Genomic DNA, 14,273 nt, shown 5'->3' on the forward strand with positions numbered 1-14,273 from the left:
CCGGGAAACCAGTTAGCCTAGCGAAGTATGTTCCGTCACCTTAGTATCGCGGTAACATCACTTCTCACTTGTGTCGCCGCAACCTTCGTCGCCGCCCCCGCCGCCGCCCAACCTCCGTCGCCCACCTCGAGCCAATGGGCAGAGGGCGTGGCCTGGGCCTCATCCACCCCGGCCGGCCAGCCGGTCGCGGGCGAGGACCCGTTCTATCTGCCACCTGCAGACCTGGGCTCACCGGGCGATGTACTGCGCACCCAGCCCGCGCCCCATTTGCTCAACGTTCTCGGACCGGAATTCCCTGGCTTCGCGGAGAAATTCCTCTATACCTCCACCACAGTTCACGGTGACCTCATCGGAGTCAGCGGCGTGAAGATCGAACCTGCGAATCCCTGGCAGGGTGCCGGCCCCACCCCGACCGTGATCTTCGCGCCTGGCACGCGCGGGGCTGGGGACGCATGTGCACCTTCGAAAGGACCGTGGTTGTTCGGCCAAGTCGACCCGATCAACGAATCCCTGAGCACAAACTACGAGCTAGCAATGTACTCCGCTGCCTCCTTGCGCGGCATGCGCGTGGTGATTACCGACTACATCGGCCTTGGCACCCCCGGCGCGCATACCTATGTGTTGCACGAGGAAGAGGCTCACGCAGTTCTCGACGCGGCCCGTGCGACCACGTCTCCCGGCGACCCCGTGGCCTTCTTCGGTTATTCACAGGGAGGCGGTGCGGTTGCCGCGGCCGCAGAGCACCTTGCCGACTACGCCCCTGACATCAACCTGAAAGGCACGTATTCCGGTGCAGCGCCGGCGGACTTGGTCAATGTGATGGGCGGGGTGGACAATTCCTCGATCGCAGCGGTGCTTGCTTTTGCCTACCACGGTTGGGGCGAGCGCTACCCCGAGTTCAAAGCGCCCTTCGACGCGGTAGTCAACGCGCAAGGGCGTGATTTCCTCGATTCCAACGCCAACGCGTGCATCCCCGATGGCATGCTGCGCTGGGGACTTACCGACACTTCAACCCTCACCACCACCGGCGAAAGCCTACCCCAAGCCGCCTTCAACGACCCCCACGTCCTGGGTCTGCTCGACGCGCAACGCCTAGGTTTTCGCCCCACCACCGGCCCGATTTTGGTAGCAACCGGCGGTAGCGACGACCTTGTTCCCTCGCCGCAAACGATCCAGATGGCGAGCGATTACTGCGCTGCCGGTTCCAACGTTTTGCTTGTCGACGAAGGCATCCCCGAACTCACTCCCGACCTCAAGCTGGGCATCAACCATGCGGGCGGGATGCTCACCCAAGCATTGCCCGCTACGAATTGGCTTGTCGATCGGTTCAACGACGTTCCCGCCACCTCAAACTGCGGCGGGTTTTAGTTCTACTGCGCTGATTTACTGCGCTAGTTTTTACTGCGCTAGGTCGTCGTAAGCGGTGCAGCCGTGTTGCTTTAGGTACTCGCTGACCTGCTGCATCGCATCGGTGGAGTATTCCTGGTCCATTACGGCCATCGGATCGCTGGTATCCACCTGCGCTAGTGCCTCGGCTTCCTTCTTGGCAGCCGCAACTTCGTCGCGAATTTCCTTCGGAGCTACCTTCTCCATGTCGGCGTAGAGCTGAATGTTATCGTCCATCGCTTGCTGAATGCTTTCCGCAGAGAGAGCCTGTTCCAGCTCTTCCATCGACATGTTTTCTGGATCGCCCCACTTCTCCTCGTATTTGGCCGAGTAATCTTCGACGACGCCACACATCTTTTCTGGTCCCCCGGTGAGCGTCGCGATCGGATTGGCGGATTCAGCACAGGCTGTCAGTCCACCGAGTCCAACACTGGCGACGAATGCGACTGTGACAAGCTTCTTCAGATTCATGAGGTAGTTCCTTTGGATTCACGGGATAGAGGTTGGGCACGCCATGCCTCTATCGAACTAATGAAGTTGATGTTCACCATACGAGGAAGCACGACTCCCCGTGGGCCAACTAGGTGAAATTCAACTGGAGTTCACTCCATCGGTGGAGCGTCTACCTAATGAATACACAGTCTGAGTGTTTTGTTCCCCTCGCTCACGACTACGACGGCCTATTCATAGCACCCGAGTTCTTCGAGGAACGTCGAGGCCCGTTCTGTCGCCTTAAACTTTTCAATCACTTCTTCTTGGCCCGCCTCCCAGAAGTAGTACTGGAAGTCGTCGTCTGGCATTGCCGCAAAATTCCGCATTTCTGTGGCCGCATCTTCAAAAATGTGCTTGTGCTGTTCGGGCATAACGTCCGCTGCGCTATCGAGCATGTTCGCTTGGAGGTTGATGGCTTCGCGATTGTCTGCGATATCAGTACTGTCCTCAAGCTCCATGAGGTTTGGGGTGGACTCGAATTCGTCATACACCTCAAAGAAGTCATCACAGATAGCTTGAGTCTCGGCATTGGATGGTTGAGCTATTTCTTCTGCAATGCTGGATGCAGTCGAAGGTGGTGGCGCATAAGTGGAACTCGTGGTTCCAATACTGATATCGAAGCTGCAGCCGCTCACCCCTAACGTCATAATGCTGATCGCCGAAAGGCTTGCTACTACCCTTTTCATCGCCCGGTCCTTGCTTGATATACGAACAACATTTAGTAGCCCCGTCAACCTTTAATCTATCAAAGGACCTTCGCCCGACACACAAAAACGCCACCCTGCATCGCTTCGCGGGGTGGCGCTTCTTTGTCTACGAGCTGTTTTACAGCGGCTGGCCTGCGCCAGCGGTACCGGCCTCGCCTTCTGGGCCGTCGAGATTATCCAACTCGTCGATAGTGTCCGGCAGATCGGAAGAAACGGAGTCGATTGACTCTTCGACTTCGCGGACTTCTTCAGCTTCGAGATCGTCGAAGGTGCCTTGTGGTAGCGGCTTTGGACGCGGGGTGAAAGTGAAAGTCGCCCCGTCGGTGTCCTTGGACTCGCCGTCCCAGCCATCGACATCCACGGTGATGATTTCGCCGGCGCCGATCTCACCGAAGAGGATCTTCTCACTCAAGACATCTTCGATATCGCGCTGAATGGTGCGGCGCAGTGGACGCGCACCGAGCACTGGGTCGAAGCCACGCTTTGCCAGGAGGTTCTTGGCCTTTTCGGTGAGTTCGATGCCCATGTCTTGTGCGGCAAGGGCCTTCTCCACGCGAGCTACGAGCAGCTCGACCATTTCGACGATTTGCTCCTGAGTGAGCTGGTGGAAGACCACGATCTCGTCGATACGGTTCAAGAACTCTGGGCGGAAGTGCTTCTTTAGCTCATCGTGCACCTTGTTCTTCATGCGCTCGTACTGTGCATCCGAGTCGGTAGCGCTGGAACCGGAGAAGCCCAGACCCACTGCCTTGGAAATGTCCGAGGTGCCCAGGTTGGAGGTGAAGATCAAGACGGTGTTCTTGAAGTCGACAACGCGACCCTGGCCATCAGTCAGGTGGCCTTCTTCGAGGACCTGCAGGAGGGTGTTGTAGATCTCCTTGTGGGCCTTCTCGATCTCGTCGAATAGCACCACGGAGAACGGCTTGCGGCGGACCTTTTCGGTCAGCTGACCGCCCTCTTCGTAGCCGACGTATCCCGGAGGGGCACCGAACAGGCGCGATGCGGTGAAGCGATCATGGAACTCGCCCATGTCGATCTGCACCAGTGCGTCTTCATCACCGAAGAGGAATTCAGCCAGCGCCTTGGAAAGCTCGGTCTTACCAACACCAGATGGGCCGGCGAAGATGAACGAGCCGGATGGGCGCTTCGGATCCTTGAGGCCGGCGCGAGTACGGCGAATCGCACGCGATACCGCACGGACTGCGTCGTCCTGGCCGATGATGCGCTTGTGCAGCTCTTCTTCCATGTTGAGAAGGCGGTTGGATTCCTTTTCGGTGAGCTTGAATACCGGAATCCCGGTCCACGCTGCCAACACTTCGGCGATCTGGTCTTCGCCAACCTCGGCGATTTCTTCCAGGTCGCCTGCGCGCCACTGCTTTTCCTTTTCGGTGCGCTCGTCGCCAAGCTTGCGCTCGGTGTCACGCAGGCCCGCGGCCTTCTCAAAGTCCTGCGCATCGATTGCCGCTTCTTTTTCGCGGCGGACATCGGCGATGCGCTCGTCGATCTCGCGCAGGCCTTCAGGGGCGGTCATACGCTTAATGCGCATGCGGGCACCAGCCTCGTCGAGCAGGTCGACCGCCTTGTCTGGCAGGAAACGATCGTTGATGTAGCGATCCGACAGATTCGCAGCAGCAGCCAGGGCATCATCGGTGTAGGAGACGCGGTGGTGCGCTTCGTAGCGGTCGCGCAGCCCCTTCAGAATGAGCACGGTGTCCTCTACTGATGGTTCATCGACCTGCACTGGCTGGAAACGACGCTCAAGCGCTGCGTCCTTCTCGATGTGCTTGCGGTACTCATCCAAAGTGGTTGCACCGATGGTCTGGAGCTCACCTCGGGCAAGCTTTGGCTTCAGCAGGCTGGCCGCGTCGATCGCGCCTTCTGCAGCACCCGCACCAACTAGGGTGTGGATCTCGTCGATGAAGAGAATAATGTCGCCGCGCTGGTTGATCTCTTTGAGAACCTTCTTCAGGCGCTCCTCGAAGTCACCGCGGTAACGGGAGCCTGCAACCAATGAACCCAGGTCAAGCGAGTACACCTGCTTGTCCTTCAAGGTCTCCGGCACGTTGCCATTGACGATATCCAGCGCGAGGCCTTCAACAACAGCGGTCTTACCCACGCCAGGTTCACCGATCAGAACTGGGTTGTTCTTGGTACGGCGCGAGAGCACCTGCATGATGCGCTCGATTTCCTTCTCACGACCCACTACTGGGTCCAGCTTGCCTTCCTTGGCAGCCTGGGTGAGGTTGCGCCCAAACTGGTCTAATACGAGCGAGTTGGAGCGCTCGCCGGTGCGTCCACCTGCGCCAGGGGCTCCAACTCCTGGGCCACCACCTTGGCCAGTACCGGCACCTGCGCCGACTGGGCCAGCGCCGCCCTGCTCAGGCACCTCGGGGTTCTGGCCCTGGCCACCTTCGTAGCCGGACAGAAGCTGGATAACCTGCTGACGCACGCGGGGCAAATCAGCACCGAGTTTAATCAGCACCTGGGCCGCAACTCCCTCGCCTTCGCGGATCAGGCCGAGCAGGAGGAACTCAGTACCGATGTACTTGTGTCCCATCTGGAGGCCTTCTCGCAGAGAAAGCTCAAGGACCTTCTTAGCCCGTGGAGTAAATGGAATATGCCCAGTGTGCGGCTGGGTGCCGTGGCCGATAATCTCCTCGACCTCGCGGCGTACGTCTTCCAAATTAATGCCCATGGATTCCAGGGCCTTCGCTGCGACGCCCTCGCCCTCATGGATCAGTCCCAGCAGGATGTGCTCGGTACCGATGTAGTTGTGGTTAAGCATCCTTGCTTCTTCTTGAGCAAGAACGATGACGCGGCGAGCCCGGTCAGTAAACCGCTCAAACATGTGGCATCCCCTTATTAATTGCGCTTTAGTTTTAGTGTGTCATCCACCATAACGCGCGTGTTCGACACGTTATTCAATCCTGTTGCCCCAATCCTACCCAGAAGGGACGTTTATACAGGTCAAGGGCGTGTACGCCAGTAGCGAACACGCCCTTGGAGGGTGTGGAATCAGGTTTTTCTAGAGCAGATCACGCAGCATCGGATCAGCCACGCGCAGGGCCGCCTCACGCGCTTCGTCGGCAGTCCAGGAATCAATCGCATAAGCCGCAATCTGCTGGCAGGTGGAAAGGTCGTGGACCCGCAGCGCTGCACGCACCGCGTTGACCTTGCTTGGAGCCATGCTTAGCGACGACACACCGAGCCCCACCAGCACCAGTGCCATAAGCGGATCGCCGCCGGCTTCACCGCAGACGCCGATGTGCTTGCCCGTGGCGCTGCCGCCCTCGCAGGTAGCGCGGATCATAGACAGCACTGCCGGCTGCCACGGAGTAAGCAGGTTGGCCAACTCACCCTGCATGCGATCGGCCGCCATGGTGTATTGGGAAAGGTCGTTAGTACCAATCGAGGCGAAGTCGACCACGGACAACACCTGCTTCGCGCGGATCGCAGCCGCCGGGGTTTCCACCATGATGCCCACCTTCGGTAAGCCGTAGCTGCGCGCCTTGGCTTCAAACCACTTGGCTTCGTCGATAGTTGCCACCATCGGCGCCATAACCCAGAGGTCTGCGTTCGTTGCCTTGTACGCTGCGGCGAGCGCTTCCAGCTGAGTTTCCAGGAGGTCTTCGCGCATCATGGAAAGGCGCAGTCCGCGTCGTCCCAGTGCGGGGTTTTCTTCTTCGCCTAGATCAGCAAAGCTCAACGGTTTATCAGCGCCGGCGTCCAAGGTGCGAACGACCACGCGCCGCCCACCAAAAGCTTCGAGAACCTCGGTGTAGGTCTTGGTCTGTTCCTCCACGGTTGGAGCGGAGTCGCGATCCAGGAAGAGAAACTCAGTGCGGAAAAGGCCAGATCCTTCGAGGTCGAAAGCTGCTGCCTTGCGCGCGTCGTCGGCGGTACCGATGTTGGCAAGGAGCTTGACCTTGTGTCCATCGCGAGTCGAACCTTCACCAGAGGAACCAGCAAGGGCGGAAGCGCGACGACGAGAGCGCTCAGCAAGTTCGGCGGTGTCTGCCTCGGTGGGTGCGATGATGATCTCGCCGACCCCGCCATCGAGGGCGACCTGCTCGCCAGCGGCAAGTGCTGCAGAAATTCCGGTCGCCTTAACCACGGCAGGGATGCCCAGTTGAGCTGCGAGGATCGCGGTGTGTGAGGTGGGGCCACCGGCCTCTGTGATGATGCCTCGAACCTGTTCGGGGTCAAGGGTCGCGGTTTCGGCAGGCGCCAAGTCGTGTGCAATCAAAACGCTTGGTTCGGAAAGGGTGGGAACTCCTGGCTCTGGTAGTCCGCGCAGGCGTGCGGTGGCGCGATCACGGATGTCGTAAAGGTCAGTGACGCGCTCTGCCATGTAGCCACCGAGCTTGCGCAGCTTGTTGGCGTAAGTCTCCACCGCATCGTGGACCGCCTGGGTCACACCGCTGCCCTTCTTCAGCTCCTTGTCGATGCCCTTGATCAGGCCACGGTCGGTAGCCAGGGTCGCGGTCGCCTCCAAGATTGCCTTGGAGGTTTCAGGGGCTCCTTCAGCGCGCGCTTTTAGCCCCTCGGCGACGGCGTTGAGTGCTTCGCGCACACGTTGGCCGTCGGTCTCGACATCGGTGCAGGCTGGCTCGGAGGCATCGACTCCGGCTGCAGGCGTGACAAATGCTGCGGGCCCAAACGAAGTACCGGCGGAAACGCCGATTCCGTGGAGAACAGTGCGGGTGGTCATGTTAGGTGTCCTTTCGGTGGGTGCCCAAACGCTCGGTATGCAAAGTCAGATAGGCGATTTCCTCGTCGGAAAGCTCGCTATCAAACCGCAACTCCACGATATTCGCGATCTTGTGGGCACAAGTAGAGGCTTCTGGGTACAAAGTACGAATCTGTTCACTCAGTTCGGGAGAACCTTCGGTGAGCTGCTGTTTCGTCGCTAAGCGGACGAAAAGGTAGCGCATGTGAGTGATAAAACGGGCGACGCTTATGAACGAAGAGTCCAACTCGATGCCGTAATGCGCGCCGATGACGTCGAGGATTTGTTCAATGACGCCTGTCATTTTGTAGGTGTAGGACAGGTCGCCGGACGCGAAATTCGCGTTGACAAAGTGGAGGGTGAAAGCGATCGCTTCGGAGTCAGGCAGCGGGGCGTTGAGCCTGCGGTTGATCGCCTGGAGAAGACGCTGGGCTAAGGCCAAGTCTTCAGGGTAGAGATGTCGCACCTCGGCTTCGAGGGGGTATTCGATCTGCTGGCCTTCCGCTTGGCGCTTGATCGCCATTGCGACGTGGTCAGCCAGGGCTGTCACGAGGGTGATCTTCTCGCGCATCGTGGGATCTACGCCGACCTCTTCCAGGGAGGCGTTCACTATGGCGATGACCTCACCCGGGATCATGGCGAGCATCTCGCCAAGGTGGTCGGGATCACGACCGTCGGCGGGGACGAAGACTTTGTGCACTTTAGCCTTGTCCACCGTGTCCCCGTGGCGGGCACCGAAACCGATGCCCCGTCCGGTAACAACAACCTCGCCGTCTGCTTGCTTGGCAAGGACGACATTGTTGTTGAATACGCGGAGAATCTGCATCGGTTGGGTACTGCTACTTTTCTACTGCGAGGACGGGATCGCCTTGGGCAACCTCGCCACTAGCAAGGACGGAAATATCGGACATCTGCTTCGAGTTGACCACAGTCATGATGACGGTGGGGTCAAAACCGGCGGCGTCGACGGCCTCGAAATCTACTTCTGCCAGTGTATCGCCGACCTCGACACGCTGTTTCTTTTCCACCTTGGGGGTGAAGCCCTCGCCCTTCATCTTGACTGTATCCACACCAATGTGGACGAGAATCTCCACGCCATCGTCGGTTTTGATGCCAAACGCGTGACCGGTCTTTGCCACGGAGATGACTTGGCCAGCGACAGGCGCGACAACAGTGCCGGTCGTCGGGACGATGCCAACGGCCTCGCCGAGAGCGCCGGCTGAGAAGGCTGCATCGTTGATATCAGCCATAGCGACGAGTTGACCTGTCGCTGGTGCGCGCAGCTGGGTAGCGGTGACTACGGCGGTAGCAGCGGTAGCAGCGGTAGCGCCGGCTACTGCAGGAGCTGCTGCAGGAGCTGCTTCGGAGTCAGCTTCAGGGGCTGGGGAGTCGTCGATAAGCGATGCTTCCTCTTCCTCGGTTTCACGCGCAGCGCGGGCGCGGGCCAGGGACTCTTCGCGCTCTTCTGGAGTGCGGTAATCGGTCAATACGATAAGGAGCATCGCGGTGAAGAACGCGACAGCGATAGCGATCAGGTAAGGAACGATCGGTTTGAACACGACCGTAGTCAACAGCGAGGTGAAGACAAACGCATTCGTCTGCACGCCGCCCGAGCCCGCGGAGAGCACGGCGATGGTGACGCCGCCCAGGAAACAGCCGACGAGCATGCGTGGGTAAATCTTCTTGTAGCGCAAGTGGATGCCGTAGAGGGACGGCTCAGAAATACCACCGAACAGGCCTGCAGCCAGTGCGGACGCGGAGGTCTGGCGCATGACGGGGTCCTTGTCACGCATGGAGAGGATCAGCACACCAGCGGTTGCACCGAAGCAGGCGAAGTTCCACACGCCCATGGGGCCTTGGATGAAGTCGTAGCCCAGGGTGTTGATGTTCACCAGCATCAGGGCGTTGAGCGGCCAGTGCAAACCCAGTGGGACGAGGAATGGGTACAGCATTGGGATCAAGATCGCGAAGATAAACGGTGCATTGGTGTTCAGCCATGCCAAGCCGGTACCGATGCTGTTACCTAGGAAGATGCCGAATGGGCCGATCAGGAATGCGGTGATAGGGATCATGATCACCAGGGTGAGGAATGGCACAAAGACCATGTGCACCGCGGAAGGAATAACTTTCTGGAGCCCCTTGTACACCAGCGCTGCCAGAGGGGCCATGATCAGTGGGACGAAGACGTTGCCACCATAATCATTGAGCAACAGGGTCAGGCCGAAGATGTCGATGCTTTGGGTGACGGTGCCCAGCGCTTCGTTGGTGGTGTTGATCACGGAGGCGTGCTCGCCGAGGCCGATGAAGTCAGGGGTCATCAAGGCGAACATGATGGTGGCGGGCACCCAAGGGTCGATCCTTAGTTTCTTACCCGCGTTGTAGGCCACGAACACAGGCAGGAAGTAAAACACGCTGCGCCACATCGCGTCGATGAAGACCCAGCCTGCGGCTTTGTCTGCAGCACGCGTGTCGACGACGCCGAAAGCCTCCATCACCGCGGTAAACGCAATGATCAGCGAAGCACCCAGCAAGACGCCGAGGAGGGGACGGAAGGAATCAGAAAGATACTCGAAAAACGAATCGAGCCAGGAGTACTTTCCTTTGGATTTGGCGCGGGCCTCGGCTTTGACGTCGTCGTTGGACTTGCTATTGCGCGCCTGCATTTCAGGCAGCTGGTTCATCGCGTTGTATACGGAGGCAACGTCGCCGCCGATGATGACCTGGTAGTGGCTGCCACCCTGCGCGATGGCGCCGAGGACTTTCGGGTTTTGTTCTAGGCGGTCCTTGTCGGCCTTGGAGGTGTCGTTGAGTTCGAAGCGCAAGCGGGTTGCGCAGTGGGTGAAAGACGAAATGTTGTCAGGTCCGCCGATGCCGGTGAGGATGTCGGCGGCGGTGTCCTGCATTTGTGTCTTTGCCATGGTCACTCCCTTCAGAGTCCTTGGGTTGAAATGCAAAAAGACCCGGGAAACCGGCGCAAACGATGCCGATCTCCCAGGTCTTGCCTCAAAAGCTTAGGTGTTTGAGTAACAACCCTGTTGATTAACGATGGGTCCACTATAACACTTATACAAGTGACATTTACAAGTTTAGCCACCGCGAGTGAATTGGACCACATTACAGTGTTCGTCGGTAAGCAAAAATGCACCTACGATGGCGGGCGACAGTCTTCCCCGAAGAGCATTAGGAGAACCTCGCGTTGCGCTTTCTCAATGACACCCGCCCACCCTACGAGCTGACTTACTCTGACGTATTTATGGTGCCAAACCACTCCGAGGTGGGTTCGCGAATGTCCGTCGATCTGTCCACATCGGACGGCACGGGCACAACGATTCCGCTGGTCGTATCGAATATGACGGCAGTTGCAGGCCGCCGCATGGCGGAGACGATGGCGCGTCGCGGGGGAATCGCGATCATTCCGCAGGACGTGCCGGCGGACATCATCGCAGAGACGATCGCCAAGGTGAAAGCGTCGCATCCGGTGTACGACACCCCGATCACCGTCAAGCCACATCACACCATCGGTTACACGCGCAACCTCATTCACAAGCGTGCGCACGGGGCTGCCGTCGTTGTCGATGGTGAGCACCCAATCGGCATCATTACCGATCGCGACATGTTCGGCGCAGACAACTTCAGCCAGGTCCGCGACCTGATGTCTACTGATTTGATGACACTTCCCGATGGAATCGCTCCCCGCGAAGCGTTTACCGCACTGCGCGACGCCGGACGCAAGATCGCCCCGGTGACCAGCACTGACGGTTCACTGGTAGGACTGCTGACCCGCGAATCCGCCGTGCGTTCCACCATCTATGAACCAGCGCTTGACGACGACGGCCGCCTCCGCGTTGGCGCCGCGATCGGCATCAACGCCGATATCGAGGATTCGGTGGAGAAGCTTCGCGATGCAGACGTCTTAGTCGTCGACACTGCGCACGGACACCAGCAGGGCATGATGGAGGCAATCAAGCGCGTGCGTGATGTGGGCGTGGACGTGCCGGTGGTGGCGGGCAACGTTGTCACCGCGGAAGGCACCAGGGCGCTGATCGAGGCTGGCGCAGACATCGTGAAGGTGGGCGTGGGGCCTGGCGCAATGTGCACCACACGCATGCAGACTGGCGTGGGGCGTCCGCAATTCTCCGCAGTGCTGGAGTGCGCCGAGGCCGCTCGGGAGCTTGGCAGCCACGTGTGGGCCGACGGCGGCGTGCGCGATCCGCGCGATGTGGCGCTGGCCCTTGCCGCGGGCGCATCGAACGTCATGATCGGTTCCTGGTTCGCGGGCACCTTCGAATCTCCCGGCGATCTCCACATGGAATCCGACGGGCGCATGTACAAGGAATCTTTTGGCATGGCCTCTCGTCGCGCCGTGACCAGCCGCAATGCTGCTACCGAGGCTTTCGAACGCGCCCGTCGCACCATGTTTGAAGAAGGTATTTCCACTGCGCGTATTTACCTGGGCGAACATGGGGGCGTCGAAAAGCTTCTCGACGACATCACCTCCGGAGTCCGCTCCTCCTTTACCTATGCAGGGGCTGGATCCATTGCCGAATTCCAAGAGCGGGCCGTAGTCGGCGTGCAGTCATCGGCTGGGTTCGCCGAGGGAATGCCACGGGCAACACGTGGGTAGGTACCCCCGTGGGTAGTTTTCGGTAAACATTTCATAACTTCTTAAGGTATCGTCGGGGAATATTCTTCCCACCAGGGGTTTTGTTACCCCGGAAACTACTCGCTTGCCCTGACACCACAAGGAATATCCGATGAACATTCTGCAGCCAATCATCGCTTTGATCCTCAGCCTCGTCCCCGGCGCCGGCGCGCCAGATGCTGCGGTGCCCGCTCCCGCCCCGGTCGTTAGCCAAGGATCTGTGACCCAAAGCGACCTCATCGCGGAGACCAACCGCGCCCGCGTAGCCGAGGGCCTGGCGCCACTGAAGCCGATGAACGAGATCAACAACATCGCGCAGAACTGGGCCAACAACATGGCCAAGCGCGACGTCCTCGTGCACAGCTCCGACTACCATGCGCAGTACCCACAGGGCTGGACCAAGGCTGCAGAAAACATCCTCACCACCGGTGCGCACGCCGATGCCGACTACATGATCGACATGTGGCTCAACTCCCCTGGTCACCGCCAGAACATGATGAACCCGGCGATCACCCACGTCGGCGTGGGCATCGCGACCACCAACGATGGCCAGCAGTACGCGGTACAGAACTTCGCACGCTACTAACTAGGCAAGTAAATAGGCACAAGAAATCCCTCTCGGATCCTGTGTGGATTCCGGGAGGGATTCTCGTCGTTAAGCTTCAGGCTTGACCATTGGGAAAAGCACCGTCTCGCGGATGCCCAGGCCAGTCAGGGCCATGAGGAGACGGTCGATGCCCATGCCGCAGCCTGCTGTCGGAGGCATGCCCTGCTCCATCGCAGCGAGGAAGTCCTCATCTAACACCATGGCTTCTTCGTCGCCGCCGGCAGCCAAGCGCGCCTGGTCCTCGAAACGCTCGCGCTGAATCACTGGATCGACAAGCTCGGAGTAGCCGGTGGCAAGCTCGAAGCCGCGCACGTAGAGATCCCACTTCTCGGTCACGCCCGGCTGCTCGCGGTGTTGACGGGTCAGCGGAGAAGTCTCCACTGGGAAGTTCTTCACAAACACGGGACCTTCGAGCTGGTCCTCGCAAAGCAGCTCCCAAATCTCCTCGACCAGCTTGCCGTGGCCCCAGCCCTGGCCCTTTGGCACGTCCAGGCCGATGATGCCGGCAACCGCCGTCAGCTCTTCAACCGACGATTCGATGGTTACCTCCGGCTGTCCAGGGAACTTTCGCTGCAAAGCCTCGTTGAGCGACGGGTACATTTCCATGACCTTCCACTCGCCGCCGAGATCGTACTCGGTGCCGTCCGCCAGGGTCACGGTGGTGGATCCGAACACCTCCTGAGCCACAAACTGGACCAGTTCCCGAATGGTGCGCGCGCCGTCCTCATAGGTACCCCACGCCTGGTAGGTCTCCAGCATGGTGAATTCCGGCGAGTGCGATGAATCGACGCCCTCGTTGCGGAAGTTGCGGTTGACCTCGAAAACTCGCTCGATGCCACCGACGACAGCGCGCTTGAGGAACAGCTCCGGGGCAATACGCAGGTAAAGATCAATATCGAGCGAATTTGAATGCGTGATAAACGGACGAGCCGCCGCACCACCATGCAGAGTCTGCAGCATCGGGGTTTCGATCTCGACGAAATCCTCGCCAGTCAGGTACTTCCGCAGAGCTGCCATGACCTTAATACGGGTCATCGCGTTCTTGCGGGCGTCCTCGCGCATGATTAGGTCCGTGTAGCGATGGCGAATGCGCTGCTCTTCGTTCATGTCAGCGAAAGCCACAGGCAGCGGACGCAGCGCCTTAGACGCCATGTGCCAGGATTGGGCCTGGACGGAAAGCTCTCCTCGTCGTGAAGCAATCACGCGACCGCGGATGGAGACGATGTCGCCTAGGTCAGTGTCAGCCTTCCACGCAGCGAGCTGCTCCTCACCCACCTCGGCTAGCGACAGCATGACCTGGAGTTGGGTGCCGTTACCCTCCTGCAGCGTTGCAAAGCAAAGCTTACCCGTGTTGCGCTGAAACATAATGCGACCGGCGACCGCAACAATGTCCTCGGTCTCTTGGCCAGCCTCGAGCTTGGTTACACCGTCGCCTTCGCCCTCGCCGACGATCGCGTATTTTTCGCGGATCTCGGTCAGCGAATGGGTGCGATCAACCATCACTGGATAAGGGTCATGCCCCTCGGCGAGAAGCTTCTCGCGCTTGGCTCGACGGATCTGTTGCTGCTCTGAAAGGTCCTGGGTAGTCACGCCTTAACAGGGTAGTCGATCTATACCAGATAGTTGGCTTTAAGGATCGCCAAGCGGGAGTTATCCACAGATTTGGCGTGTGGAAGGTCGAATTCCACACATTCCGCAAACCCGTCTGGA

At 59.3% G+C, this 14,273-nt stretch carries 10 protein-coding genes; 3 read left to right on the forward strand and 7 right to left on the reverse strand.

The genetic code is table 11. The features are described 5' to 3' along the window. Window positions 1-27: 27 nt before the first annotated feature. The gene (locus QP027_RS09620) at window positions 28-1,368 is read left to right on the forward strand and encodes a lipase family protein (protein ID WP_284824388.1); all 1,341 of its coding nucleotides are present in this window, start codon (window positions 28-30) and stop codon (window positions 1,366-1,368) included. 30 nt (window positions 1,369-1,398) lie between these two features. On the opposite strand, the gene QP027_RS09625 is transcribed toward QP027_RS09620, so the two are convergent. The 6 genes from QP027_RS09625 to QP027_RS09650 form a co-directional block, all read right to left on the reverse strand. Continuing rightward, window positions 1,399-1,857, reverse strand: coding sequence for a hypothetical protein (locus QP027_RS09625; RefSeq protein WP_284824389.1), 459 nt, complete (start codon window positions 1,855-1,857; stop codon window positions 1,399-1,401). 209 nt (window positions 1,858-2,066) lie between these two features. After that, the gene (locus QP027_RS09630) at window positions 2,067-2,564 is read right to left on the reverse strand and encodes a hypothetical protein (protein WP_284824391.1); all 498 of its coding nucleotides are present in this window, start codon (window positions 2,562-2,564) and stop codon (window positions 2,067-2,069) included. A gap of 139 nt (window positions 2,565-2,703) precedes the next feature. After that, window positions 2,704-5,433, reverse strand: a complete 2,730-nt coding sequence (locus QP027_RS09635; protein WP_284824392.1) for an ATP-dependent Clp protease ATP-binding subunit — start codon at window positions 5,431-5,433, stop codon at window positions 2,704-2,706. 177 nt (window positions 5,434-5,610) lie between these two features. Beyond that, the gene (ptsP, locus tag QP027_RS09640) at window positions 5,611-7,296 is read right to left on the reverse strand and encodes a phosphoenolpyruvate--protein phosphotransferase (RefSeq protein ID WP_284824394.1); all 1,686 of its coding nucleotides are present in this window, start codon (window positions 7,294-7,296) and stop codon (window positions 5,611-5,613) included. A 1-nt stretch (window position 7,297) separates the two neighbouring features. Then, the gene (locus QP027_RS09645; RefSeq protein WP_284824395.1) at window positions 7,298-8,140 is read right to left on the reverse strand and encodes a PRD domain-containing protein; all 843 of its coding nucleotides are present in this window, start codon (window positions 8,138-8,140) and stop codon (window positions 7,298-7,300) included. Window positions 8,141-8,153: 13 nt separating this feature from the next. After that, window positions 8,154-10,232 (reverse strand): glucose PTS transporter subunit IIA, encoded by a 2,079-nt coding sequence (locus tag QP027_RS09650; protein ID WP_284824397.1) that lies wholly within the window; start codon window positions 10,230-10,232, stop codon window positions 8,154-8,156. Window positions 10,233-10,510: 278 nt separating this feature from the next. Here QP027_RS09650 and QP027_RS09655 point away from each other — a divergent pair, with 278 nt between their 5' ends. Together QP027_RS09655 and QP027_RS09660 are read left to right on the forward strand one after the other, a co-directional pair. Next, complete coding sequence (locus QP027_RS09655; protein ID WP_284824398.1) at window positions 10,511-11,938, forward strand: GuaB1 family IMP dehydrogenase-related protein; 1,428 nt, start codon at window positions 10,511-10,513, stop codon at window positions 11,936-11,938. A 130-nt stretch (window positions 11,939-12,068) separates the two neighbouring features. Continuing rightward, window positions 12,069-12,542 (forward strand): CAP domain-containing protein, encoded by a 474-nt coding sequence (locus tag QP027_RS09660; protein WP_284824400.1) that lies wholly within the window; start codon window positions 12,069-12,071, stop codon window positions 12,540-12,542. A gap of 69 nt (window positions 12,543-12,611) precedes the next feature. On the opposite strand, the gene lysS is transcribed toward QP027_RS09660, so the two are convergent. Then, window positions 12,612-14,153 carry a lysine--tRNA ligase gene (gene lysS, locus QP027_RS09665; RefSeq protein WP_284824401.1) on the reverse strand — a complete coding sequence of 514 codons (1,542 nt, stop codon included), beginning with the start codon at window positions 14,151-14,153 and terminating at the stop codon, window positions 12,612-12,614. Window positions 14,154-14,273: the final 120 nt, after the last annotated feature.

The organism is Corynebacterium breve (assembly GCF_030252165.1).
Taxonomy (GTDB): Bacteria; Actinomycetota; Actinomycetes; order Mycobacteriales; family Mycobacteriaceae; genus Corynebacterium; species Corynebacterium breve.

What these genes read in the sequence shown, in the direction of transcription:
- QP027_RS09620 (WP_284824388.1), top strand. Translation starts at nt 28, where the DNA reads ATGTTCCGTCACCTTAGTATCGCGGTAACATCACTTCTCACTTGTGTC.
- QP027_RS09625 (WP_284824389.1), bottom strand. Translation starts at nt 1,857, where the DNA reads ATGAATCTGAAGAAGCTTGTCACAGTCGCATTCGTCGCCAGTGTTGGA.
- QP027_RS09630 (WP_284824391.1), bottom strand. Translation starts at nt 2,564, where the DNA reads ATGAAAAGGGTAGTAGCAAGCCTTTCGGCGATCAGCATTATGACGTTA.
- QP027_RS09635 (WP_284824392.1), bottom strand. Translation starts at nt 5,433, where the DNA reads ATGTTTGAGCGGTTTACTGACCGGGCTCGCCGCGTCATCGTTCTTGCT.
- ptsP (WP_284824394.1), bottom strand. Translation starts at nt 7,296, where the DNA reads ATGACCACCCGCACTGTTCTCCACGGAATCGGCGTTTCCGCCGGTACT.
- QP027_RS09645 (WP_284824395.1), bottom strand. Translation starts at nt 8,140, where the DNA reads ATGCAGATTCTCCGCGTATTCAACAACAATGTCGTCCTTGCCAAGCAA.
- QP027_RS09650 (WP_284824397.1), bottom strand. Translation starts at nt 10,232, where the DNA reads ATGGCAAAGACACAAATGCAGGACACCGCCGCCGACATCCTCACCGGC.
- QP027_RS09660 (WP_284824400.1), top strand. Translation starts at nt 12,069, where the DNA reads ATGAACATTCTGCAGCCAATCATCGCTTTGATCCTCAGCCTCGTCCCC.